General features: G+C 55.6%; 25 protein-coding genes. 19 read left to right on the top strand and 6 right to left on the bottom strand.

What is annotated here, in order from left to right:
- The first annotated feature begins 98 nt into the window (after positions 1-98).
- From eutH to eutR, 7 genes are read left to right on the top strand one after another with little or no spacing between them, the layout of a single operon-like run.
- Positions 99-1325 carry an ethanolamine utilization protein EutH gene (gene eutH / locus AC07NP_RS15360; RefSeq protein WP_203360478.1) on the top strand — a complete coding sequence of 409 codons (1227 nt, stop codon included), beginning with the start codon at positions 99-101 and terminating at the stop codon, positions 1323-1325.
- A complete protein-coding gene (eutA, locus tag AC07NP_RS15355; RefSeq protein WP_494660975.1) occupies positions 1322-2725 on the top strand; it encodes an ethanolamine ammonia-lyase reactivating factor EutA in 1404 nt (467 codons plus the stop codon). Before eutH ends, eutA begins: the two co-directional genes overlap by 4 nt.
- 11 nt (positions 2726-2736) lie before the next feature.
- Complete coding sequence (eutB, locus tag AC07NP_RS15350; RefSeq protein ID WP_192613003.1) at positions 2737-4098, top strand: ethanolamine ammonia-lyase subunit alpha; 1362 nt, start codon at positions 2737-2739, stop codon at positions 4096-4098.
- Between the two features lie 20 nt (positions 4099-4118).
- A complete protein-coding gene (gene eutC / locus AC07NP_RS15345; RefSeq protein ID WP_494660974.1) occupies positions 4119-5018 on the top strand; it encodes an ethanolamine ammonia-lyase subunit EutC in 900 nt (299 codons plus the stop codon).
- Positions 5019-5027: 9 nt separating this feature from the next.
- Positions 5028-5687, top strand: a complete 660-nt coding sequence (gene eutL / locus AC07NP_RS15340) for an ethanolamine utilization microcompartment protein EutL (RefSeq protein WP_203360482.1) — start codon at positions 5028-5030, stop codon at positions 5685-5687.
- A gap of 11 nt (positions 5688-5698) precedes the next feature.
- Positions 5699-6205, top strand: a complete 507-nt coding sequence (gene eutK, locus AC07NP_RS15335; RefSeq protein WP_192613000.1) for an ethanolamine utilization microcompartment protein EutK — start codon at positions 5699-5701, stop codon at positions 6203-6205.
- Positions 6206-6254: 49 nt separating this feature from the next.
- Positions 6255-7307 carry an HTH-type transcriptional regulator EutR gene (gene eutR, locus AC07NP_RS15330; protein WP_203360484.1) on the top strand — a complete coding sequence of 351 codons (1053 nt, stop codon included), beginning with the start codon at positions 6255-6257 and terminating at the stop codon, positions 7305-7307.
- An 83-nt stretch (positions 7308-7390) separates the two neighbouring features.
- Here the strand turns inward: eutR and hemF are convergent, their stop codons facing one another.
- Together hemF and amiA are read right to left on the bottom strand one after the other, a co-directional pair.
- Positions 7391-8290 (bottom strand): oxygen-dependent coproporphyrinogen oxidase, encoded by a 900-nt coding sequence (gene hemF, locus AC07NP_RS15325; protein WP_494660973.1) that lies wholly within the window; start codon positions 8288-8290, stop codon positions 7391-7393.
- A 2-nt stretch (positions 8291-8292) separates the two neighbouring features.
- A complete protein-coding gene (amiA, locus tag AC07NP_RS15320; protein WP_276294414.1) occupies positions 8293-9162 on the bottom strand; it encodes an N-acetylmuramoyl-L-alanine amidase AmiA in 870 nt (289 codons plus the stop codon).
- A gap of 337 nt (positions 9163-9499) precedes the next feature.
- Here amiA and AC07NP_RS15315 point away from each other — a divergent pair, with 337 nt between their 5' ends.
- The 4 genes from AC07NP_RS15315 to yfeX all read left to right on the top strand — a co-directional run bounded on the left by AC07NP_RS15315 (position 9500) and on the right by yfeX (position 11994).
- Positions 9500-9925: a GNAT family acetyltransferase gene (locus tag AC07NP_RS15315; RefSeq protein ID WP_192612996.1), complete on the top strand. Its 426-nt coding sequence runs from the start codon at positions 9500-9502 to the stop codon at positions 9923-9925.
- Positions 9912-10361, top strand: a complete 450-nt coding sequence (locus AC07NP_RS15310) for a DUF2919 domain-containing protein (RefSeq protein WP_494660972.1) — start codon at positions 9912-9914, stop codon at positions 10359-10361. The genes AC07NP_RS15315 and AC07NP_RS15310 overlap by 14 nt, the downstream gene beginning before the upstream one ends.
- Before the next feature lie 60 nt (positions 10362-10421).
- Positions 10422-10997, top strand: coding sequence for an RpoE-regulated lipoprotein (locus AC07NP_RS15305; RefSeq protein WP_494660971.1), 576 nt, complete (start codon positions 10422-10424; stop codon positions 10995-10997).
- A gap of 97 nt (positions 10998-11094) precedes the next feature.
- Positions 11095-11994, top strand: coding sequence for a porphyrinogen peroxidase (gene yfeX, locus AC07NP_RS15300; RefSeq protein ID WP_494660970.1), 900 nt, complete (start codon positions 11095-11097; stop codon positions 11992-11994).
- A 128-nt stretch (positions 11995-12122) separates the two neighbouring features.
- Here yfeX and murP read toward each other — a convergent pair whose 3' ends face one another.
- Positions 12123-13547 (bottom strand): PTS N-acetylmuramic acid transporter subunit IIBC, encoded by a 1425-nt coding sequence (gene murP, locus AC07NP_RS15295; RefSeq protein WP_203360490.1) that lies wholly within the window; start codon positions 13545-13547, stop codon positions 12123-12125.
- A 327-nt stretch (positions 13548-13874) separates the two neighbouring features.
- Between murP and ucpA the strand changes: the two genes are divergently transcribed.
- The 6 genes from ucpA to cysM all read left to right on the top strand — a co-directional run bounded on the left by ucpA (position 13875) and on the right by cysM (position 19616).
- A complete protein-coding gene (gene ucpA, locus AC07NP_RS15290) occupies positions 13875-14666 on the top strand; it encodes an SDR family oxidoreductase UcpA (protein ID WP_203360491.1) in 792 nt (263 codons plus the stop codon).
- Between the two features lie 157 nt (positions 14667-14823).
- Positions 14824-15840 carry a sulfate ABC transporter substrate-binding protein gene (locus AC07NP_RS15285; RefSeq protein WP_494660969.1) on the top strand — a complete coding sequence of 339 codons (1017 nt, stop codon included), beginning with the start codon at positions 14824-14826 and terminating at the stop codon, positions 15838-15840.
- Positions 15841-16674 carry a sulfate/thiosulfate ABC transporter permease CysT gene (gene cysT, locus AC07NP_RS15280; RefSeq protein WP_192612989.1) on the top strand — a complete coding sequence of 278 codons (834 nt, stop codon included), beginning with the start codon at positions 15841-15843 and terminating at the stop codon, positions 16672-16674.
- Positions 16674-17549, top strand: coding sequence for a sulfate/thiosulfate ABC transporter permease CysW (cysW, locus tag AC07NP_RS15275; protein ID WP_494660968.1), 876 nt, complete (start codon positions 16674-16676; stop codon positions 17547-17549). Before cysT ends, cysW begins: the two co-directional genes overlap by 1 nt.
- Positions 17539-18636, top strand: a complete 1098-nt coding sequence (gene cysA / locus AC07NP_RS15270; protein WP_494660967.1) for a sulfate/thiosulfate ABC transporter ATP-binding protein CysA — start codon at positions 17539-17541, stop codon at positions 18634-18636. The genes cysW and cysA overlap by 11 nt, the downstream gene beginning before the upstream one ends.
- 68 nt (positions 18637-18704) lie before the next feature.
- On the top strand, positions 18705-19616 hold the full coding sequence (cysM, locus tag AC07NP_RS15265) for a cysteine synthase CysM (protein ID WP_494660966.1): 912 nt from the start codon (positions 18705-18707) through the stop codon (positions 19614-19616).
- Positions 19617-19707: 91 nt separating this feature from the next.
- Here cysM and AC07NP_RS15260 read toward each other — a convergent pair whose 3' ends face one another.
- Positions 19708-20424 carry a type 1 glutamine amidotransferase gene (locus AC07NP_RS15260; RefSeq protein ID WP_494660965.1) on the bottom strand — a complete coding sequence of 239 codons (717 nt, stop codon included), beginning with the start codon at positions 20422-20424 and terminating at the stop codon, positions 19708-19710.
- A 13-nt stretch (positions 20425-20437) separates the two neighbouring features.
- Entirely contained in the window at positions 20438-21733 is a 1296-nt protein-coding gene (gene ptsJ / locus AC07NP_RS15255; protein ID WP_494660964.1) for a MocR-like B6 salvage transcription factor PtsJ, read from the bottom strand.
- Positions 21734-21815: 82 nt separating this feature from the next.
- Between ptsJ and pdxK the strand changes: the two genes are divergently transcribed.
- Positions 21816-22682, top strand: coding sequence for a pyridoxine/pyridoxal/pyridoxamine kinase (gene pdxK / locus AC07NP_RS15250; protein ID WP_494660963.1), 867 nt, complete (start codon positions 21816-21818; stop codon positions 22680-22682).
- Positions 22679-22918: a cytoplasmic protein gene (locus tag AC07NP_RS15245; protein WP_494660962.1), complete on the top strand. Its 240-nt coding sequence runs from the start codon at positions 22679-22681 to the stop codon at positions 22916-22918. The genes pdxK and AC07NP_RS15245 overlap by 4 nt, the downstream gene beginning before the upstream one ends.
- A gap of 138 nt (positions 22919-23056) precedes the next feature.
- Here the strand turns inward: AC07NP_RS15245 and crr are convergent, their stop codons facing one another.
- Entirely contained in the window at positions 23057-23566 is a 510-nt protein-coding gene (gene crr, locus AC07NP_RS15240) for a PTS glucose transporter subunit IIA (protein WP_008803873.1), read from the bottom strand.
- Between the last annotated feature and the right edge of the window lie 9 nt (positions 23567-23575).

Here is a 23575-nt window from a genome sequence, read left to right as displayed (position 1 = left end):
AAGGCGTTTGCGCCGCCATCCGGCAAAACGCGGCATCATTGCCTGATGGCGCTGCGCTTATCAGGCCTACGAAAACCCTGGCAAATGGAGACAAGGCTATGGGAATTAACGAAATCATCATGTACATCATGATGTTCTTTATGCTGATTGCCGCCGTGGACAGGATCCTGTCGCAGTTTGGCGGCTCTGAACGCTTCCTCGGTAAGTTCGGTAAGAGTATCGAGGGTTCCGGCGGTCAGTTTGAAGAAGGTTTTATGGCAATGGGCGCGCTGGGTCTGGCAATGGTCGGTATGACCGCGCTGGCGCCGGTTATGGCGCATGTGCTGGGGCCGGTGATTATCCCGTTGTACGAAATGCTGGGCGCCAACCCGTCAATGTTCGCCGGTACGCTGTTGGCCTGCGATATGGGCGGCTTCTTCCTCGCCAAAGAGCTGGCGGGCGGCGATGTGGCGGCGTGGCTATACTCAGGTTTAATTCTCGGCGCGATGATGGGGCCGACGCTGGTTTTCTCTATTCCGGTGGCGCTTGGCATTATCGAGCCGTCTGACCGTCGTTACCTGGCACTCGGCGTACTGGCCGGTATTGTCACCATCCCTGTCGGCTGTATCGCCGGAGGGTTGATTGCCATGTACTCCGGCGTTGAGGTCAACGGCCAGCCGGTAGAGTTCACCTTCGCGCTGATCCTGATGAACATGATCCCGGTATTGATTGTGGCGGTGCTGGTGGCGCTGGGGCTGAAATTTATCCCGGAAAAAATGATCAACGGTTTCCAGATCTTCGCCAAATTCCTCGTGGCGCTGATAACGATCGGTCTGGCGGCGGCGGTGGTGAAGTTCCTGCTGGGCTGGGAGCTGATCCCGGGTCTTGACCCTATCTTTATGGCCCCTGGCGACAAACCTGGCGAAGTGATGCGCGCCATTGAAGTTATCGGTTCCATCTCCTGTGTGCTGCTCGGCGCTTATCCGATGGTGCTGCTGCTGACCCGCTGGTTTGAAAAACCGCTGATGAGCGTCGGTAATCTGCTGAAAATCAACAATATTGCTGCGGCAGGTATGGTGGCTACGCTGGCGAATAACATTCCGATGTTCGGCATGATGAAGCAGATGGATACCCGCGGCAAAGTGATTAACTGTGCGTTTGCGGTCTCCGCCGCGTTCGCTCTTGGCGACCACTTAGGTTTCGCGGCCGCAAACATGAACGCCATGATCTTCCCGATGATTGTCGGCAAGCTGATTGGCGGCGTGACGGCGATTGGCGTAGCGATGCTGCTGGTGCCAAAAGATGACCCGGCAGCGGTTAAAACCGAAGTGGAGGCGCAATCGTGAAGACTCGCCAGCTACTGAGCGTCGGTATCGATATCGGCACCACCACCACTCAGGTGATCTTCTCGCGCCTTGAGCTGGTTAACCGTGCGGCAGTGTCGCAGGTGCCGCGTTACGAATTCATCAAACGCGAAATTAGCTGGCAAAGCCCGGTCTTCTTTACTCCCGTCGATAAGCAGGGCGGGTTACAAGAAGCCGAACTGAAGGCGCTGATTCTGGCCCAGTATCAGGCCGCAGGCATTGCTCCGGAGTCTGTGGATTCCGGGGCTGTCATCATCACCGGCGAGAGCGCGAAAACCCGTAACGCCCGTCCGGCGGTGATGACCCTTTCCCAGTCTCTCGGCGACTTTGTCGTCGCCAGCGCCGGACCGCATCTGGAATCAGTGATTGCCGGTCACGGGGCGGGGGCGCAAACCCTGTCGGAACAGCGTCTGTGTCGCGTATTGAACATCGATATTGGTGGCGGTACGTCGAACTACGCGCTGTTCGACGCCGGGAAAGTGAGCGCAACGGCCTGTCTGAACGTGGGCGGCAGACTGCTGGAAACCAACAGCCAGGGACGTGTTGCCTGGGCGCATCAGCCGGGGCAACAGATTGTTGATGCAGTTTTCGGCGCGGGTACCGATGCCCGCGCGCTGACGCTCGCACAACTGGGGCAGGTGGCGCAGCGGATGGCCGATCTTATCGTCGAGGTTATCGACGGTACGCTCTCGCCGCTGGCACAGGCGCTGATGCAAACAGGGCTGCTGCCCGCAGACATGCAGCCTGACGTCATCACGCTTTCCGGCGGTGTGGGGGAGTGCTATCGCAACCAACCTGCCGATTCATTCTGTTTTTCTGATATTGGACCGCTACTGGCACTGGCGCTGCATGAACATCCGCGCCTGCGTGAGATGAACGTGCAGTTCCCGGCGCAAACCGTGCGTGCCACGGTGATTGGTGCCGGGGCCCACACGCTGTCGCTCTCGGGCAGCACTATATGGCTGGAGGGCGTTGCGCTGCCGCTGCGCAATCTGCCGGTAGCCATTCCTGTCGATGAATCCAGTCTGGTCAACGCCTGGCATCAGGCGCTGATTCAGCTCGATCTCTGCCCACAAACTGACGCGTATGTACTGGCGCTTCCCGCCTCGCTGCCGGTGCGTTACGCCGCATTACTCACGGTCATCGACGCGCTGTTAGCGTTCGTCGCGCGTTTTCCGAATCCGCATCCCCTGCTGGTGGTGGCCGAGCAGGACTTTGGTAAAGCCCTGGGCATGCTGTTACGCCCACAGTTACAGCAACACCCGCTGGCGGTCATTGACGAAGTGATCGTTCGGGCGGGGGACTATATCGACATTGGTACGCCTCTTTTTGGCGGATCGGTTGTGCCGGTGACGGTGAAATCACTCGCATTTCCTTCCTGAGGGAACGACTTATGAAACTAAAGACCACATTGTTCGGCAATGTTTATCAGTTTAAGGATGTAAAAGAGGTACTGGCAAAAGCCAACGAACTGCGTTCGGGGGATGTGCTGGCAGGGGTCGCTGCAGAAAGCTCGCAAGAGCGTGTTGCTGCGAAACAGGTGTTGTCGGAAATGACGGTAGCGGATGTCCGCAACAACCCGGTGATTTCCTATGAGGAGGACTGCGTTACGCGTCTGATTCAGGATGACGTCAACGAAACGGCCTATAACCGCATTAAAAACTGGAGCATCAGCGAGCTGCGCGAATACGTGCTGAGCGATGAAACCTCCGTTGATGACATTGCCTTTACGCGTAAAGGCCTGACCTCGGAAGTGGTGGCGGCGGTCGCCAAAATCTGCTCGAACGCTGACCTGATCTACGGCGGCAAGAAGATGCCGGTGATCAAAAAGGCCAACACCACCATTGGTCTGCCGGGCACCTTCAGCTGCCGTTTACAGCCGAACGATACCCGTGATGATGTGCAGAGTATCGCTGCGCAAATCTATGAAGGACTCTCTTTCGGCGCGGGCGATGCGGTGATCGGCGTTAACCCGGTAACGGATGACGTGGATAACTTAAGCCGCGTACTGGACACCGTTTACGGGGTTATCGACAAGTTCAACATTCCAACTCAGGGCTGTGTGCTGGCGCACGTCACCACCCAGATTGAAGCCATTCGTCGCGGTGCGCCGGGCGGACTGATTTTCCAGAGTATTTGCGGCAGCGAAAAAGGGCTGAAAGAGTTTGGCGTAGAGCTGGCGATGCTGGATGAAGCCCGTGCCGTCGGTGCTGAGTTCAACCGTATTGCCGGGGAAAACTGCCTGTACTTTGAAACCGGGCAGGGTTCTGCGCTGTCAGCGGGCGCGAACTTCGGCGCGGACCAGGTGACGATGGAAGCGCGTAACTACGGTCTGGCGCGCCATTACGATCCGTTCCTCGTGAACACCGTGGTGGGCTTTATCGGGCCGGAGTATCTCTACAATGACCGCCAGATTATTCGCGCCGGTCTGGAAGATCACTTTATGGGCAAGCTGAGCGGCATCTCGATGGGCTGTGACTGCTGCTACACCAACCATGCCGATGCCGACCAGAACCTCAACGAAAACCTGATGATTCTGCTCGCCACTGCAGGCTGTAACTACATCATGGGCATGCCGCTCGGTGACGACATCATGCTCAACTATCAGACCACCGCGTTCCACGATACCGCGACCGTGCGCCAGTTGCTGAATCTGCGCCCGTCGCCGGAGTTTGAACGCTGGCTGGAAACCATGGGCATTATGGCAAACGGTCGCCTGACCAAACGGGCGGGCGATCCGTCACTGTTCTTCTGATGACGCGGGGATGACACACGATGGATCAAAAACAGATTGAAGAAATTGTACGCAGTGTAATGGCGTCAATGGGACAACCGCAGCCACAGGCATCCGCGCCGTTACCGGAAGCGAAATGCAGCACGACGCAATGTGCTACCTCCTCTGCGGTGGAAAGCTGCGCGCTGGATTTAGGCTCAGCCGAAGCCAAAGCCTGGATTGGTGTTGAAAACCCGAACCGCGCTGATGTGCTGACGGAGCTGCGTCGCAGTACCGCCGCGCGCGTCTGCACCGGTCGTGCAGGTCCGCGTCCGCGTACCCAGGCGCTGCTGCGTTTCCTGGCTGACCACTCACGCTCGAAAGATACCGTCCTGAAAGAGGTGCCGGAAGAGTGGGTGAAAGCGCAGGGGCTGCTGGAAGTGCGTTCAGAAATCAGCGACAAAAACCTGTACCTGACTCGCCCGGACATGGGCCGTCGCCTGAGCCCGGAGGCCATTGAAGCGCTGAAGGCGCAGTGCCTGGCGAATCCGGACGTGCAGGTGGTGGTTTCCGATGGCCTGTCTACCGACGCTATTACCGCCAACTATGAAGAGATCCTGCCGCCGCTGCTGGCCGGGTTAAACCAGGCGGGTTTGAAGGTCGGCACACCGTTCTTTGTGCGCTATGGCCGTGTGAAGATCGAAGATCAGATCGGCGAAATTCTCGGCGCGAAAGTGGTGATTCTGCTGGTCGGTGAGCGTCCGGGGCTGGGGCAGTCGGAAAGTCTCTCCTGCTACGCCGTTTATTCACCGCGCGTGGCGACGACCGTTGAGGCTGACCGTACCTGTATTTCCAACATTCACCAGGGTGGCACACCGCCGGTGGAAGCGGCCGCTGTGATTGTAGATTTGGCAAAACGTATGCTGGAGCAAAAAGCCTCCGGCATCAACATGACCCGTTAAGGAGACATCATGCCAGCATTAGATTTAATTCGACCCTCGGTCACCGCCATGCGTGTGATTGCCTCCGTTAACGCTGAGTTTGCACGGGAACTTAAATTACCGCCACATATCCGTAGCCTCGGACTCATCACTGCAGACTCTGATGATGTGGCATATATTGCCGCAGATGAAGCCACTAAACAGGCCATGGTTGAAGTGGTGTTCGGTCGCTCGTTGTATGCGGGGGCCGCGCATGGCCCGTCACCGACGGCCGGTGAAGTGATGATCATGCTGGGCGGCCCGAATCCGGCGGAAGTGCGCGCCGGGCTGGATGCGATGGTCGCCAACATCGAAAGCGGCGCGGCGTTCCAGTGGGCGAACGATGCCGAAAACACGGCATTCCTCGCGCATGTGGTTTCACGTACGGGTTCGTATCTTTCGGCAACGGCCGGGTGTCGACTCGGCGATCCAATGGCCTATCTGGTGGCACCGCCGCTGGAAGCGACATTTGGGATTGATGCGGCGCTGAAATCTGCCGATGTACAACTGGTGACCTACGTGCCGCCGCCGTCAGAAACCAACTATTCAGCGGCGTTTCTGACCGGCAGCCAGGCCGCCTGTAAAGCTGCCTGTAACGCGTTTGCCGATGCCGTTCTGGATATTGCCCGTAATCCAGTACAGCGCGCGTAAGGGAGGTTTCCATGATCAATGCACTGGGATTACTGGAAGTGGAGGGCATGGTCGCCGCTGTTGATGCTGCGGATGCCATGCTGAAAGCCGCCAACGTGCGTCTGCTCAGTCACGAAGTGCTCGATCCTGGCAGGCTTACGCTGGTGGTTGAGGGGGATTTAGCGGCGTGTCGCGCGGCGCTGGATGCCGGAAGCGCTGCCGCACAGCGAACAGGTCGTGTTATCAGTCGCAAGGAAATCGGGCGGCCAGATGATGACACCCAGTGGCTGATCGGCAGTTTTAAGCGCCAGCCAACACCCTCTGTGAAACCGAAAAAGACGCCAGATGAGCCGGTGGCGTCTGAATCTCTGGAGGAATTGCTGGCGCAGTTGGCAACAATACGTCAGGGAATGACGGCAGGGGAGGTGGCGGCGCACTTTGGCTGGCCACTTGAAAAAGCCAGAAACGCGCTGGAGCAGCTCTTTTCTGATGGGACGTTGCGTAAACGCAGTAGTCGCTATCGTCTGAAGAACGAATAACCTGTCGGAGGTGCCGGGGGCTTCGGTGAAGTTCCCGGCTTAAAAGATCATGAAAAAGACCCGTACAGCAAACTTGCATCATCTTTATCATGAAGCGTTGCCCGAAGACGTTAACTTTACGCCGAAGGTCGAGGTGGACGCGGTTCACCAGCGACGGACAACGGATGTTTATGAACACGCCCTGACGATTACCGCCTGGCAGCAGATCTATGATCAGCTAAATCCGGGCAAATTTCATGGCGAGTTCACGGAAATCCTGCTGGATGATATTCAGGTATTCCGTGAATACACCGGCCTGGCGTTACGCCAGTCTTGTCTGGTCTGGCCAAACTCATTCTGGTTTGGCATTCCGGCGACACGCGGCGAGCAGGGATTTATTGGTTCGCAGTGCATTGGCAGCGCGGAGATTGCGACCCGACCGGGGGGAACCGAATTTGAATTGAGCACGCCGGACGATTACACCATTCTTGGGGTGGTCATCTCCGAAGAGGCCATTACACGGCATGCGAACTTTTTACATAACCCGGAACGGGTGCTGCATATGTTGCGCAACCAGTCAGCGCTGGAGGTAAAAGAACAGCATAAAGCGGCGCTGTGGGGGTTCGTGCAGCAGGCGCTGGCGACCTTCAGTGAGAATCCTGGCAATCTGCATCAGCCCGCGGTACGTAAAGTGCTGCGGGATAATTTGCTGTTGGCGATGGGCACGATGCTGGAAGAAGCGCAGCCGATCATAACGGCGGAGAGCATCAGTCATCAGAGCTATCGACGGTTGCTGTCACGCGCGCGGGACTATGTGCTGGAGAATATGTCAGAGCCGCTGACTGTACTGGATTTGTGCAATCAACTGCATGTGAGCCGTCGTACGCTGCAAAACGCCTTTCACGCGATTTTAGGTATTGGGCCGAACGCGTGGTTGAAGAGGATCCGTCTGAATGCGGTGCGTCGTGAGTTGATAAGCCCCTGGTCGCAAAACGTCACGGTGAAAGACGCCGCAATGCAGTGGGGGTTCTGGCATTTGGGGCAGTTTGCCACCGATTATCAGCACCTGTTTGCCGAGAAACCGTCACTGACGTTGCACCAGCGGATGCGGGAGTGGAGGTAGTTGCGTGCCTGATGGCGCTTCGCTTATCAGGCCTACAAAGCCAGACTCCGTAGGCCGGATAAGGCGAAGCCGCCATCCGGCAATCACACCCAATCGCGCACTTGAATAAACTCGCTTAAGGCGGCTTCCGGGCTGTCGGCTTCCGGTTGCCAGTCATATTCCCAGCGAACCAGCGACGGCATCGACATCAAAATGGATTCAGTGCGCCCGCCGGTCTGCAAACCAAACAACGTTCCTCTGTCCCACACCAGATTGAATTCTACGTAGCGCCCGCGACGATAGAGCTGGAAGTTACGCTCACGCTCACCCCAGGTCATCGTTTTGCGGCGCTCGACGATCGGCAGATACGCATCGCTATACCCTTTACCGACCGCCTGCATAAAGGCAAAACAACTGTCGAAATCCGGCGTGTTCAGGTCGTCAAAGAACAGCCCGCCAATACCGCGCTGTTCGTTGCGATGTTTCAGGAAGAAGTAGTCGTCGCACCATTTTTTATAGCGCGGGTAGACGTCATCGCCGAACGGCTGGCACACATCACGCGCCGTACGGTGCCAGTGAATGGCATCTTCTTCAAAGCCGTAGTAGGGCGTGAGATCAAACCCTCCGCCAAACCACCAGACCGGGTCCGCACCGGGTTTTTCAGCGATGAAAAAACGCACGTTGGCATGGCTGGTTGGAATGTATGGATTGAGTGGATGTACCACCAGCGAGACGCCCATCGCTTCAAAGCTGCGCCCCGCCAGCTCAGGCCGGTGTGCAGTGGCGGAAGCAGGCATTGCATCGCCGTGAACATGGGAGAAATTGACGCCCGCCTGTTCAAAGATCCCACCGCTGCGCAACACCCGGCTGCGTCCGCCGCCACCCGCTTCACGCTGCCAGTTGTCTTCGACAAAGCTGGCGCCATCGACCGCTGACAATTGCTGGCAAATGTCATCCTGCAAACTCAGCAGGAACTGTTTCACGCGTTGTGCATCGGGTTTCATGGTTAACGTTTCTTCGAGTGGGCTTTCTGGTTATCGAACCAGTGAAAATAGCTGATCACGCCGTTGGCGATGGCGGTGGCAATTTTTTGCCGGAATGCGGCTGTGCCCAACAGGCGTTCCTCTTCCGGGTTGGTGATAAAGGAAGTCTCAACCAGCACCGACGGAATTGACGGTGATTTTAGCACCACGAACGCGGCCTGCTCTGTACTGCGCGTGTGCAGACGATGCACGGGTTTGATCTTCCTGAGAATATGCGACCCCAGCGTCAGGCTGTTTTTAATGGTGTCCGTCTGTACCAGGTCGAAAAGCACCTGCTGTAACAGATGATCTTTGTCGGTGGTTTTTTTGCCTGCGACTTCATCGGCGCGGTTCTCGCGATCGGAGAGGTATTTCGCCATGGCGCTACTGGCGCCGCGATTGGAAAGTGCGAAAACAGACGCGCCAGCGGCAGACGGGTTGGTAAAGCCATCGGCGTGAATGGACATGAACAGGTCAGCGCCGTGTTTGTGGGCAATCTCAACGCGATCGTATAACGGAATAAACGTGTCGCCGCTGCGGGTTAAACGCGCATCAATCCCCTGACCACGCAAGATTGAACGGACGTTTTTGGCGATAGCCAGTACCACGTGTTTCTCTTTCGAACCGTTGCGGCCAATGGCGCCGGTGTCGATTCCTCCGTGGCCGGGGTCGAGTACGACAACACGTCTGGCCCCCGCTTTTTTGGCCTTCGGCTTACTGTGACCATTGCTGGTTTTCAGCGGTTCTTCTTTGGCGATGGCGTTCGACATGCCTGACAGCGTCAGGGCAGCCAGCCCAGCTTTCAGCACCTGGCGGCGCGATGTGAGAGTTTTTAGTGGTTTAAAAGTGCTCATACGGCCTGAGTTGTAATAAAAATAAGTTCCAGATGTACCCGTCATACTTCAACTTGCATGTGCGTTGGCTGCGTTCGCTCACGCCAGTCACTGACTTTAGTCAGCTCCTGGAGATTCACTCACTTGCCACCTTCCTGCAACTCGAATTATTTAGGGTATGTATATCGTACCGTGTAATCCGTTACGACTGTTCAGGATGAGAATTGTTTTACGTTTCATTTCAATACGTGACAATGATCTATTATGCCATTTTTTTCACCGCTTCGCGTCAGATATTGGCTAAATCAGGCGATCGCGCCATAATCACTGTTTTTAACCCTAAAAGGTGACTCATACCATGGAGATACGCGTTTTCCGCCAGCAAGATTTCGAAGAGGTGATCACCCTCTGGGAGCGCTGCGATCTGTTGCGTCCATGGAACGATCCGGAAATGGATATCGAGCGCAAGGTGAATCATGACGTCAGCTTGTTCCTGGTCGCGGAGGTGAACGGTGAAGTTGTCGGCACGGTGATGGGGGGATACGACGGGCATCGCGGCTCGGCGTACTATCTTGGCGTGCACCCTGAGTTTCGCGGTCGCGGTATCGCCAATGCGCTACTGAACCGGCTGGAAAAAAAACTGATTGCCCGCGGCTGTCCGAAAATTCAAATCATGGTGCGGGACGAAAACGACGTCGTGCTGGGGATGTATGAGCGCCTGGGCTACGAGCACAGCGATGTGCTGATTTTGGGTAAGCGTTTGATTGAAGATGAAGAGTATTGAGTTTCATCCTGGCGACTATGACAGTCACGGACGTTTACGCCTGCCTTTTCTGTTCTGGTGCGTTCTGTTGCTACAGGCGCGCACCTGGGTATTGTTTGTGATCGCGGGTTCATCGCGTGACCAGGGCAATACGCTGCTTAATCTGTTTTATCCCGATCACGATTCTTTTTGGCTGGGGCTAATCCCTGGCGTACCCGCTGTGCTGGCGTTTTTACTCAGCGGGCGGCGCTTTGCGTTTCCGGTGCTGTGGCACAGATTTCGCGCGCTTTTGATTTTAGCCCAATCGGTGCTGCTTTGTTGGCAACCGGTATTGTGGTTGATGGGGGAGCCGGTCAGCGGCGTCGGGCTGGCGCTGGTCGTCCTGGATATCATCGCCCTTATCTGGCTGGTGACCCATCGGCGTTTACGCGTCTGTTTTGCCATTGAAAAAGAATAACGGCACTTTTTAACGAAGCCGGACTCCAACCAACGTTGATTAATAAAGAAAGGAAGTGAGATGAAATCGCTGCGTTTGCTTTTATGTGCGATGCCGCTGGCGCTGACCGGCTGTTCGACACTCTCGTCTGTAAACTGGTCCGCCGCAAATCCGTGGAACTGGTTTGGATCATCGACGGAAGTCACCGAACAAGGCGTTGGAACATTAACGGCGTCCACCCCGCTTGATGAAAGCGCCATTGCCGACGCGCTGGATGGCGACTATCGCCTGCGTAGCGGGATGAAAACGGATAACGGCAATGTTGTACGTTATTTCGAGGCGATGAAGGGGGACCAGGTGGCGATGGTGATCAACGGCGACCAGGGAACCATCAGTCGGATTGCTGTATTGGACAGTGAGATCCCGGCACACACCGGCGTTGAGATCGGTACACCGTTTAGCGACCTTTACAGTAAGGCATTCGGCAACTGCGAGTTGGCGTCTGGTGACGATAGCAACGCTGTTGAGTGTAAAGCGGAAGGAAGTCAGCACGTTAGCTATGTTTTTTCCGGCGAATGGAGCGGTCCTGAAGGGTTGATGCCCTCTGATGACACGCTGAAAAACTGGACGGTAAGCAAAATTATCTGGCGTCGTTAATTTGCGTCTGAACAAACCGCCCCGCAGAAAAAACGGTTACAATAGCCCCCATCAATAATGCCACCCAGTCGTGGCATTCTCATATTCAGGAGGAATAATGTCTCAGGTTCAGAGTGGCATTTTGCCAGAACATTGCCGTGCGGCGATTTGGATTGAAGCCAATGTTAAAGGGGAGGTTGATGCCCTGCGTGCGGCGAGCAAAGCGTTTGCCGACAAACTGGCAACCTTCGAAACAAAATTCCCGGATGCGCACTTAGGCGCCGTCGTGGCTTTCGGCAACAACACCTGGCGCGCCCTCAGCGGTGGCGTCGGCGCAGAAGAGCTGAAAGATTTTATCCCTTACGGTAAAGGTCTGGCGCCGGCAACGCAGTACGACGTGCTTATCCATATTTTGTCTCTGCGTCATGACGTGAATTTCTCCGTTGCGCAGGCAGCGATGGAAGCCTTTGGCGACTGCATCGACGTGAAAGAAGAGATCCACGGTTTCCGTTGGGTAGAAGAGCGTGACCTCAGCGGCTTTGTCGATGGGACGGAAAACCCGGCGGGCGTTGAGACGCGCCGTGAGGTTGCAGTCATTAAAGACGGCGTTGATGCGGGCGGCAGCTATGTGTTTGTTCAGCGTTGGGAGCACAACCTGAAGCAGCTCAACCGCATGAGCATTCACGATCAGGAAATGATGATTGGCCGCACCAAAGAAGCCAACGAAGAGATCGACGGCGACGATCGCCCGGAGACGTCTCACCTGAGCCGCGTGGATCTGAAAGAAGAAGGTAAAGGGCTGAAAATTGTCCGTCAGAGTCTGCCGTACGGAACGGCCAGCGGTACACATGGCCTCTATTTCTGCGCCTACTGCGCACGTCTGTACAATATCGAACAGCAGCTGTTGAGCATGTTTGGTGACACCGACGGTAAACGCGATGCCATGTTGCGCTTCACCAAACCGGTGACCGGCGGTTATTACTTTGCACCGTCTCTGGATCGTTTGATGGCGCTGTAAGGCGTTAATGACTTTACCGGTGGTGAAAGGCCAGTCAGTGATGTCACTGACTGGCCTTTTTGTTATTCACGTTTCAGCGTGGCACGGGCGGTAAAACTGAGGGCTACGCATCAGGTGATTATCGCTTTTTAATCCAGATTCACGTTACGGCAGCCAAAGAGAACCGTAAAAATAAATCCGGCAATGTATGAAACCAGCATGCCGCCTGCATACACCGCCATTGCAGGGAGGATCCCTTGCGCAGAGGTCATTAAGGGCAGAGCCACCAGACCGGAGGGGCCAAAGGCGCTGTTTAACCCCATCGGCAGACCGGACCAGGCCACCAGACCGATAAACAGACCACCGGCAGCGCCGCCGAAGCAGGCGGTGATAAAGGGTTTCATTCGCGGCAATGTGACGCCATAAATCAGCGGTTCGCCGACGCCGAGTAAACCTGGAATGATCGCACCGCGAACCTGACTGCGTAACGTGCTGTGTTTTTCTGCCCGCCAGTAGAGCGCCAGCGCGGCACCGACCTGACCCGCGCCCGCCATGGAAAGAATCGGAAACAGGCTGTTAAAACCCTGACTGCTCATTAACGCCAGATAGACGGGAATAAAGCCTTGATGGACGCCAAAGACGACCGAAATCAGAAAAAGCCCGGCGAGGACGGCACAGCCCAGCGGGTTGCTGTTGAGATGGATAAAGAGCCACGACATCCCTTCGAACAACCATCCGCCCAGCGGCATAATCACCAGATACGCCAGAATGGCGGTGATCACCAGGGTCAGCATGGAGGTCAGAAGCATATCCAGATCATCAGGCATAAAACGGCGAATCAGACCTTCAATGCGCGCGCTGGCCCAGGCGGCGATCAGAACGCCAATAATGTTGCCGCGCGGGTCTATCGTCAGCCCGAAGAAATCCTGAAGACCAGAGTAATAACCCGTGGTGGCGGCTGGGTTGTACCCCAGCAAGAACAGCGAGGCGATGATGGCGCCGTTAACCCCTGTGCCGCCAAAGGCTTGCGCGGCGTTGTAACCAATAAGAATGACCAGAAAGGTAAAGAGACCTTTGCTGAAGACCTTCATAAAGTTCAGCGCATCGGCAAGCGTGCCGGTCGCATCGGCCGGGACGTGCATCACGGTGCCGATGAGCGTTGCAATCCCGAGTAGCAGACCCGCGGCAATAAAACCGGGGATCAACGGGGTGAAAATAGTGGCAAACGTTGACAGAAATTGCTGAATCCCGGATGTCTGCTTCGCTTTAATCTGGCGTTTGTTCTGCGCAGCGATTTCCGCAGCCTGCGGGGTCACCGTTTCGCCAAGCAACACGTTCATGGCATCTGCCGCGCGTTGCGCTTTACCCGGGCCAAAAATGACCTGCACCTGGTCATTAGAGATCACGACGCCTTTCACGCCCTCCAGCGTTTTAATGGCGGGATCTACCAGACTGCTGTCATGCACTGACAGCCGCAAACGGGTCATGCAGTTGCCGCATTTGGCAATGTTAGCCGCGCCGCCGACCTGGTCAAGGATGCGATTCAGGAGTTCATTACTGATGTCTTTTGCCATTCGCGTTATTCCTTAGAAGCGCAGTGAGCGCCTTCGGTAATCATCTTCTCAAATTGCATGATGTGTGTTTCCTTACAGGTTCGTTGTTACCCAGGCGAATAACTGGAATCATATATTTCATAGCATTAAACACAATGTGAATCATTGCATCCCTGCGCATAATCGAACGCCGTAGCCAGCTGATTAAGCGGCTGGGTAAATAGCGTGCTGATTTTTTACCTAAGATTTACCTGAATTAGTGAGCTGTTCCGCAGCACTTATTTGTTATTGCTGTATTTTCAGTGTTAATGGAGTGTAAGGCTCTGTATTCAAATGGAGAACATTGAAATGGGTAAACTCACGGGTAAAACAGCACTGATTACGGGCGCGTCACAAGGTATCGGCGAAGGGATCGCCAGAGTGTTTGCCCGCCATGGCGCGAACTTAATTTTGTTGGATATCTCCGATGAGATTGAAAAACTGGCGGACGAGCTAGGGGGCCGCGGCCATCGTTGTACGGCGGTTCATGCAGATGTCAGGGATGCCGCCTCTGTTGCCGCAGCCATTGCCCGCGCGAAGGCGACGGAAGGTAAAATTGATATTCTCGTCAACAACGCAGGCGTTTGCCGGTTAGGTAACTTTCTCGACATGAGCGAGGAAGACCGGGATCTACATATCGATATCAATATTAAAGGTGTCTGGAACGTCACCAAAGCCGTGCTGCCCGAAATGATCGAGCGCAACGACGGTCGCATCGTGATGATGTCTTCCGTGACGGGCGATATGGTTGCTGACCCGGGCGAAACCGCCTATGCCTTATCCAAAGCTGCACTGATCGGCCTTACCAAATCACTGGCCGTGGAGTTCGCGCAGGCGGGGATTCGTGTGAATGCTATCTGTCCCGGCTACGTGCGCACCCCGATGGCGGAAAGCATTGCCCGGCAGTCCAATCCGGATGACCCAGAGTCCGTGCTGACCGAGATGGCGAAAGCGATCCCGATGCGCCGCCTGGCGAGCCCGCTTGAGGTCGGTGAGCTTGCAGCTTTCCTCGCCTCCGATGAGTCCAGCTACCTGACGGGGACGCAAAACGTCATTGACGGTGGCAGCACGTTGCCGGAAAGCGTCAGCGTCGGTGTCTGATTGACACCCATAACCTCCTCACCGTCGGTGGGGAGGTGTTCTCTTATTCTCTTTTCAACTTTCAAATCATCAAACGGTATATAAAACCGTTACTCCTTTCACCCTGGTTATAAATATGATGGCAAATAGAAAGTCATTAAATTTATAAGGGTGCGCAATGGCCGTTAACTTACTGAAAAAAAGAACCCTGACGCTGGTAGCAATTCTGTTACTGGCCACGCAGGCGCAGGCAACGGAACTGCTGAACAGTTCATACGATGTTTCCCGCGAACTGTTTGCCGCCCTGAACCCGCCGTTTGAACAGCAATGGGCGAAAGACAACGGCGGCGACAAGCTGACGATTAAACAATCTCATGCCGGGTCATCAAAACAGGCGCTGGCGATTTTGCAGGGTCTGAAAGCCGATGTCGTCACCTACAACCAGGTGACGGATGTGCAGATCCTGCACGATAAAGGCAAGCTTCTCCCGGCGGACTGGCAAAGCCGTCTACCAAATAACAGTTCACCATTCTATTCCACGATGGCGTTCCTGGTGCGCAAGGGCAACCCGAAGAACATCCACGACTGGAATGACCTGGTGCGCTCTGACGTGAAACTGATTTTCCCGAACCCGAAAACCTCCGGTAATGCGCGTTATACCTACCTGGCGGCCTGGGGTGCGGCGGATAAAGCCGATGGCGGCGATAAAGCCAAAACCGAGCAATTCATGACCCAATTCCTGAAGAATGTTGAGGTGTTTGACACCGGCGGTCGCGGCGCAACCACTACGTTTGTTGAACGTGGACTGGGCGATGTGCTGATAACGTTTGAGTCGGAAGTGAACAACATTCGCAAACAGTATGAAGCGCAGGGCTTTGACGTCGTGGTGCCGAAGGTGAATATCCTCGCCGAGTTTCCCGTGGCGTGGGTCGATAAAAACGTGAAGGCCAACGGCACTGAGAAGGCGGCGAAAGCGTATTTGAACTGGCTCTACAGCCCTGAAGCGCAGACCATCATTACTGATTTCTACTACCGCGTGAACAACCCGGAAGTGATGGACAAGCTGAAAGACAAATTCCCGCAAACCGAACTGTTCCGCGTGGAAGATAAGTTTGGCGACTGGCCTGCGGTGATGAAAACCCATTTTGTCAGCGGTGGCGAACTGGACAAACTGCTGGCGGCGGGGCGCTCGTAAATGTTAGCCGTCTCCTCCAGACGCGTGCTGCCCGGCTTTACCTTAAGTCTGGGCACCAGCTTGCTGTTCGTCTGCCTGATTTTGCTGCTGCCGCTCAGCGCGCTGGTGATGCAACTTTCTGAGATGAGCTGGGCGCAGTACTGGGAAGTGATCACCAACCCGCAGGTGGTTGCGGCCTATAAAGTCACGCTGTTGTCGGCCTTTGTGGCGTCGATTTTTAACGGTGTGTTCGGCCTGCTGATGGCGTGGATCTTAACCCGCTATCGCTTCCCCGGGCGCACATTGCTGGATGCGTTGATGGATCTGCCGTTTGCCCTGCCAACGGCGGTCGCGGGTTTGACGCTGGCGTCGCTGTTTTCGGTTAACGGTTTTTACGGCGAGTGGCTGGCGAAGTTTGATATCAAGGTCACCTATACCTGGCTCGGTATTGCGGTGGCGATGGCGTTTACCAGCATTCCGTTTGTGGTACGTACGGTGCAACCGGTGCTGGAAGAGTTAGGTCCGGAATATGAAGAAGCGGCAGAGACGCTCGGTGCGACCCGCTGGCAGAGTTTTCGCAAGGTCGTGTTGCCGGAGCTCTCTCCGGCGCTGGTGGCAGGCGTAGCGCTTTCCTTCACTCGTAGTCTGGGAGAATTCGGCGCGGTGATTTTTATCGCGGGCAATATCGCGTGGAAGACGGAAGTGACATCGCTGATGATTTTTGTTCGCTTACAGGAGTTTGATTATCCGGCGGCGAGCGCGATCGCGTCGGTGATCCTGGCCGCGTCGTTGTTACTGCTGTTTTCGATTAACACTCTGCAAAGTCGCTTTGGTCGACGTGTGGTAGGTCACTGATGGCGGACGTTACTCAATTAAAGCGCTATGACGCGCCCCGCATTAACTGGGGGAAATGGTTGCTGATTGGCGCGGGCATGCTGGTGTCCACGTTTATTTTGCTGGTGCCGATGATCTCTATCTTCGTGCAGGCATTCAGCAAAGGATTGATGCCGGTAATACAGAATTTGGCCGACCCGGACATGCTCCACGCCATCTGGCTGACCGTGCTGATTGCATTGATTGCTGTGCCGGTCAACCTGGTGTTCGGCGTGTTGCTGGCCTGGCTGGTGACGCGCTTTAACTTCCCGGGTCGCCAATTGTTGCTGACGCTGCTGGATATCCCGTTTGCCGTTTCGCCGGTGGTCGCCGGTCTGGTGTATCTGCTGTTCTACGGCTCTAACGGTCCGTTGGGCGGCTGGCTGGATGAGCATAACCTGCAAATTATGTTCTCCTGGCCGGGTATGGTGCTGGTTACTATCTTCGTCACCTGCCCGTTTGTGGTACGTGAACTGGTGCCGGTGATGCTAAGCCAGGGGAGTCAGGAAGACGAAGCGGCGATTTTACTCGGCGCCTCCGGCTGGCAAATGTTCCGCCGCGTGACGCTGCCGAATATCCGCTGGGCGCTGCTGTACGGCGTGGTGCTGACCAACGCCCGTGCGATTGGCGAGTTTGGTGCGGTGTCGGTGGTCTCCGGCTCGATTCGCGGTGAAACCCTGTCGCTGCCGCTACAGATTGAATTACTGGAGCAAGACTACAACGCTGTCGGCTCCTTTACTGCCGCCGCGTTACTGACGCTGATGGCGATTATTACCCTGTTTTTGAAGAGTATGTTGCAGTGGCGCCTGGAAAATCAGGAAAAACGCGCGCAACAGGAGGAAAATCATGAGCATTGAGATTGCCAATATTAAGAAGTCTTTTGGTCGCACCCTGGTGCTGAATGATATCTCACTGGATATTCCTTCAGGTCAGATGGTGGCTCTGCTGGGGCCGTCCGGTTCCGGAAAAACCACGCTGTTACGGATTATCGCCGGGCTGGAACATCAGTCCAGCGGCCATATTCGCTTCCACGGGACGGACGTCAGTCGCCTGCATGCACGCGATCGTAAAGTCGGTTTCGTGTTCCAGCACTACGCGCTGTTCCGCCATATGACCGTATTTGACAATATCGCCTTTGGCCTGACGGTGCTGCCGCGTCGTGAGCGCCCGAATGCGGCAGCGATTAAAGCGAAAGTGACAAAGTTGCTGGAGATGGTGCAACTGGCGCATCTGGCGGATCGCTTCCCGTCTCAGCTTTCCGGCGGGCAGAAACAGCGTGTGGCGCTGGCGCGCGCGCTAGCCGTGGAGCCACAAATTCTGTTGCTTGATGAACCGTTTGGCGCACTCGACGCTCAGGTACGCAAAGAGTTGCGTCGCTGGCTGCGTCAGCTGCATGAAGAGCTGAAATTCACCAGCGTCTTTGTGACGCACGATCAGGAAGAAGCCACCGAAGTGGCGGACCGCGTGGTGGTGATGAGCCAGGGCAATATTGAGCAGGCCGATGCGCCGGATCAGGTATGGCGTGATCCAGCGACCCGCTTCGTGCTGGAGTTTATGGGCGAGGTGAACCGCCTGCGAGGGACAATCCGCGGCGGGCAGTTCCACGTTGGGGCGCACCGCTGGCCGTTGGGCTATACACCGGCTTATCAGGGGCCTGTCGATCTGTTCCTGCGCCCGTGGGAAGTGGACATCAGTCGCCGCACCAGCCTTGACTCACCGTTGCCGGTACAGGTGCTGGAAGCCAGTCCGAAAGGTCACTACACCCAATTAGTTGTGCAGCCTTTAGGGTGGTACAACGAGCCGCTGACGGTGGTGATGCAGGGTGACGATGCGCCAGTCCGCGGCGAGCGCCTGTTCGTTGGGTTGCAAAATGCGCGGTTGTATAACGGCGAACAACGCATCGAAACGCGCGAAGCGGAGCTTGCTCTGGCTGAATCGGCCTGATAGGTTAATTCGTATGTTTATCGGCCGGGTAAGCGCAGCGCCACCCGGCTTTTTTATGAGCAGAAAACGTGAATACATTAGAACAAACCATTGGCAACACGCCGCTGGTTAAATTACAACGTCTGGGGCCGAACAACGGCAGCGAAATTTGGCTCAAACTGGAAGGCAATAATCCGGCGGGCTCGGTAAAAGATCGCGCCGCGTTATCGATGATTGTCGAGGCGGAGAAGCGGGGCGAAATCAAACCGGGCGACGTGCTGATTGAAGCAACCAGTGGTAACACCGGAATTGCACTGGCGATGATTGCCGCGCTGAAAGGCTATCGCATGAAACTGTTAATGCCGGACAACATGAGTCAGGAACGACGCGCCGCCATGCGCGCTTACGGTGCTGAGCTGATCCTGGTCACCAAAGAGCAGGGGATGGAAGGGGCGCGGGATTTGGCGCTGGAAATGGCGAATCGCGGTGAAGGCAAACTGCTGGATCAGTTTAACAATCCGGATAACCCGTACGCGCACTACACCACCACCGGTCCCGAAATCTGGCAGCAAACGTCCGGGCGGATCACCCATTTCGTCTCCAGTATGGGAACGACTGGCACCATTACCGGCGTGTCGCGTTTTCTGCGTGAGCAAGAGAAACCGGTGACGATTGTGGGGTTGCAGCCTGAAGAAGGCAGCAGTATTCCGGGTATTCGTCGCTGGCCGGCAGAATATATGCCGGGGATTTTCAACGCCTCGCTGGTGGATGAAGTTTTAGATATTCATCAGGACGACGCTGAAAACACGATGCGTGAACTGGCGGTGCGTGAAGGCATTTTCTGCGGCGTCAGTTCCGGCGGCGCGGTGGTAGGGGCGCTGCGCGTGGCAAAAGCGAATCCTGGTACGGTGGTCGTGGCGATCATCTGCGATCGCGGCGATCGCTATCTGTCGACTGGCGTCTTTGGCGAAGAGCATTTTAGCCAGGGATTAGGGATATAGTTTGTAGGCCTGATAAGCATAGCGCCATCAGGCAAACGTACGGCACGATCGCCGGATGACGACGTAAAGCGTCTTATCCGGCCTGTCATGATCAATCGTTACGTTTTTCCACAAGCTTATCAAGGAATTGCCACAGCTTCTCATTCATCTGCTGATAATCCCATGCTCGCATCTCTTCAACAGAACGAATAAAGCGCTTCCCTTTGGCTTCTGCCAGTTCCTGTTCGGAATGCTGAATCAGTCCTGCCACCGCTTCAGCGGTAAACTCCATATGGCACTGGAAACCATAAACAAAATTACCGTACTGCACGATTTGCCGTGGGCAGCCTGCGCTTGTGGCAAGTACCGTTGCCTGGTCGGTTAACCCCGGCATGTCGTTGTGCCAGTGACCCACCATCAACGGGGAGCCAAAGTGAGCAAGCAACGGATGCTGTTGACCTGCCTCGGTCAGCGTAATGGGATAATGGCCGATCTCTTTTTCCGGGCTTTGACACACTTTCGCCCCCAGCGCCTCGCCAATCAGCTGTGAGCCTAAACAGATCCCCACCACAATCCGTTGCGCGACAATGGCCTGGTTGATCAGGTGCTGCTCGGCCAGTGAGTCAAAATGTGGGCACTCAGCAAGCGTGGTGTGCGGTGACTGCGGCCCGCCAAAAACCACCAGCATATCGAAATCATCGGCGTTCGCGGGAATGGGCTCTCCGGTATAGACGCGAGACCAGGAGATGGCGTAACCGCGATCTTCAGCCCATTGCAGATATGCTCCGGTTGATTCGAACGACTCATGAACAACAAAATGAACTCGCACTTGTATTCTCCTGTTAGCGTTTCAGCGCCTGATGAATATCAGCCGCCAGCGTGTTGATATCGCTGTCGCTGAGTGTCGACAGCGTAATGCGCAGGCCGTGGGCTGGCGTATTAACGGCAAATACTTCACCTTCACGCACCAGCCATCCTGATTTTGCCAGTTTAAACGCAACCGTCTGGCTTGCGTCATGAAGCGGTAGCCACAGATTCAGGCCGTCGCCGGGAGAGACGGAATCTATGCCCTGATGGCGTAATGCTGCCGCTAGTTTTTGCTGCACAGAGGCATAAAACTGACGGGTATCGTGAAGCGATTGCTGGTAGTCCTCGTCGGTCAGACAGGCGCAGACAAGATCCTGTAACAGATGGCTGACCCACTGACTGCCGGAGTTTAACCGTAAACGAAGCTTCGCCGAGGTGGCTGCGTCGCTGCAAACGATAGCGAGGCGCAGGTCCGGGCCGAGCGTTTTCGCCATGGAACGCACCACGGCCCAATGTTGCGTTTCGCGGGCAATGACCGGATACCACGGGGATGAAGAAAGCAGGGCGAAGTGATCATCAACAATCACCAGCACTTGTGGGTAGCGAGCCAGAATGGCGTGTAACGCGGCCGCGCGCGATGCGCTCAGGCTGCATCCTGTTGGGTTGTGCGCCCGTGGGGTCAGAATAACGGCTCTTGCCCCTTTTTGCAGAGCCTGCTCCAGCCCTTCCGGCAGCATGCCTTCGCTATCGACAAGTACCGGAGCTGCGCTAAATCCGGCGTAACGCAGCATGCTGATACTGCTTAAAAAGCAGGGGTCCTCCACCACCACACTGTCACCTGGCAGCAGGTGCGCACAGAGCAGGCGCTCAATCGCATCAATGGCACCGCTGGTAATATCGATTTCGCTAGCCTGAGGAGTTGCATCCTGCATCCAGTGCGCAGCCCATTTTTTGAGGTCAGGAGACACCGCCGCATCACCATACAGACGGGGCGACCTGTTTATCGCGGTGAAATAGCGGCTAAGATCGGGTAGACGCTGAGGATCAGGGTTACCGCCGGAGAGATCGGTTAGCGGTGTTCCCGGGTTGCTCCCTTCGAGTGCGACAGGCGATGGAGTGCCTTTGATCACCGTCCCGTTGCGTCCAAGGCTGACGGCAAGCCCGGAGGTGACCAGCCGCTTGTAAGCCGCCGCGACAGTATTGCGGTTGATCTCCAGCGCGGTCGCCAGTTCACGAACCGGCGGCAGCGTTTCGCCTGGCGTCAATTTGCCACTTGCGACATGTTGGCGAATATTGTCAAAAATTTCGTTGGCGGTTTTTCCGTCGATCATTATTGACCTATGACAAAATGAATTTTAGCATATGACGATAATAGTGAGGCGTGAGCCCGCTGTCCAGTGAGAGGAGAAGGCAATGGGGCAGGAGAGTGAAATACAGTCAGTGCTCTTCGACGATACACATCGGGCGATACAGACCGATATTGTCGCCGTTCAGTCACAGGTCGTTTATGGTAGCGTCGGCAACAGCATTGCGGTGCCTGCCATTAAAGCGCAGGGATTACGGGTGACTCCGGTCCCTACGGTACTGTTTAGCAATACTCCGCATTATCAGACGTTTTATGGCGGCATTATCCCTGCCGACTGGTTTCGCGGTTATCTTCAGGCGTTGAATGAACGTGACGCACTGCGCGAACTTAAAGCCGTGACCACCGGTTATATGGGAAGCGCAGAGCAGATCGAACTGTTGGCGCAGTGGCTGACGACGGTCCGGGAGTCGCATCCTGATGTGTGTATTCTGGTGGACCCGGTGATAGGCGACACGGACAGTGGAATGTACGTGAAAGCGGAAATCCCCGCCGCGTATCGCCAACATCTGCTGCCGTTGGCGCAGGGACTGACACCCAACGTCTTTGAACTGGAGATACTCAGCGGGAAGCCGTGCCGCACGCTGGATGATGCCGTGATCGCCGCCAAATCGCTCCTTTCCGACACCTTGAAATGGGTGGTTATCACCAGCGCGCCGGGAGAAACCGATGAGACGATAAACGTTGCGGTGGTGACCGCCGATTCGGTGGATGTCATTGAACATTCACGGTTGAAAACCGATCTGAAAGGGACCGGCGATCTGTTCTGCGCGGAACTGGTGAGTGGTCTCGTGAAAGGGAAAACACTGGTGGCGGCGACGAAAAGTGCTGCTCAGCGGGTGCTGGACGTCATGACCTGGACCCAGCAATGCGGCTGCGATGAACTGATACTGCCACCGGCAGGGGAGGCGCGATGAAGAGTTATCGGTTAGTGGTTCGCCAGCAGGGGCGTGTCGTCGGCCATTTCGAAACCAGCGGCCTTGAGGCGCTGGAAGACATTTGTGTGGCGCGGGCAATGTTCAGCATTACGGGCGGCTATCAGTGCGAATTGCAGGTTTCAGATTCGGAAAAGCGGATGCTGGAGAGCGGGCCGGAAGGGATGAAAATCCTGATGCGTGAAAAGTGTTATCGCCCGGTGACCTCGCCATTGTGACCGCGGCACTGATGCCGGATGATCCAATTTCGTGGTGACAAATCGCGTAGGTCTGATAAGCGTAGTGCCATCAGACAGACCGGATGAAGTGTATAAAAAAATGGCGCCATCAGGCGCCATTCTTCACTGCGGCAAGAATTACTTCTTGATGCGGATAACCGGGGTTTCACCCACAGTCACGCTACCGGACAGTTTGATCAGTTCTTTGATTTCGTCCATGTTGGAGATAACAACCGGAGTCAGGGTAGACTTGGCTTTTTCTTCCAGCAGCGGCAAATCGAATTCAATAACCGGGTCGCCAACTTTAACGCGCTGGCCTTCTTCAGCGATACGCTTGAAACCTTCGCCTTTCAGTTCAACGGTGTCGATACCGAAGTGAACGAACAGCTCAATGCCGCTATCAGATTCGATAGAGAACGCATGGTTGGTTTCAAAGATTTTGCCGATGGTACCGTCAACAGGCGCTACCATTTTGTTGCCAGTTGGTTTGATAGCGATGCCATCACCAACGATTTTTTCAGCAAAAACAACATCCGGCACGTCTTCGATATTGACGATCTCGCCAGAGAGCGGAGCAATAATCTCAATAGTTCCGGTGTCTTTCTTATCATCAGAAACCAGAGATTTCAATTTATCAAACAAACCCATGATCTTCTC

The sequence above is a fragment of the Citrobacter sp. GW821-FHT07H02 genome, from assembly GCF_059418505.1.
Note: the sequence above shows the minus strand (reverse complement) of the source record. Positions and strands in the feature narration are given on the sequence as shown.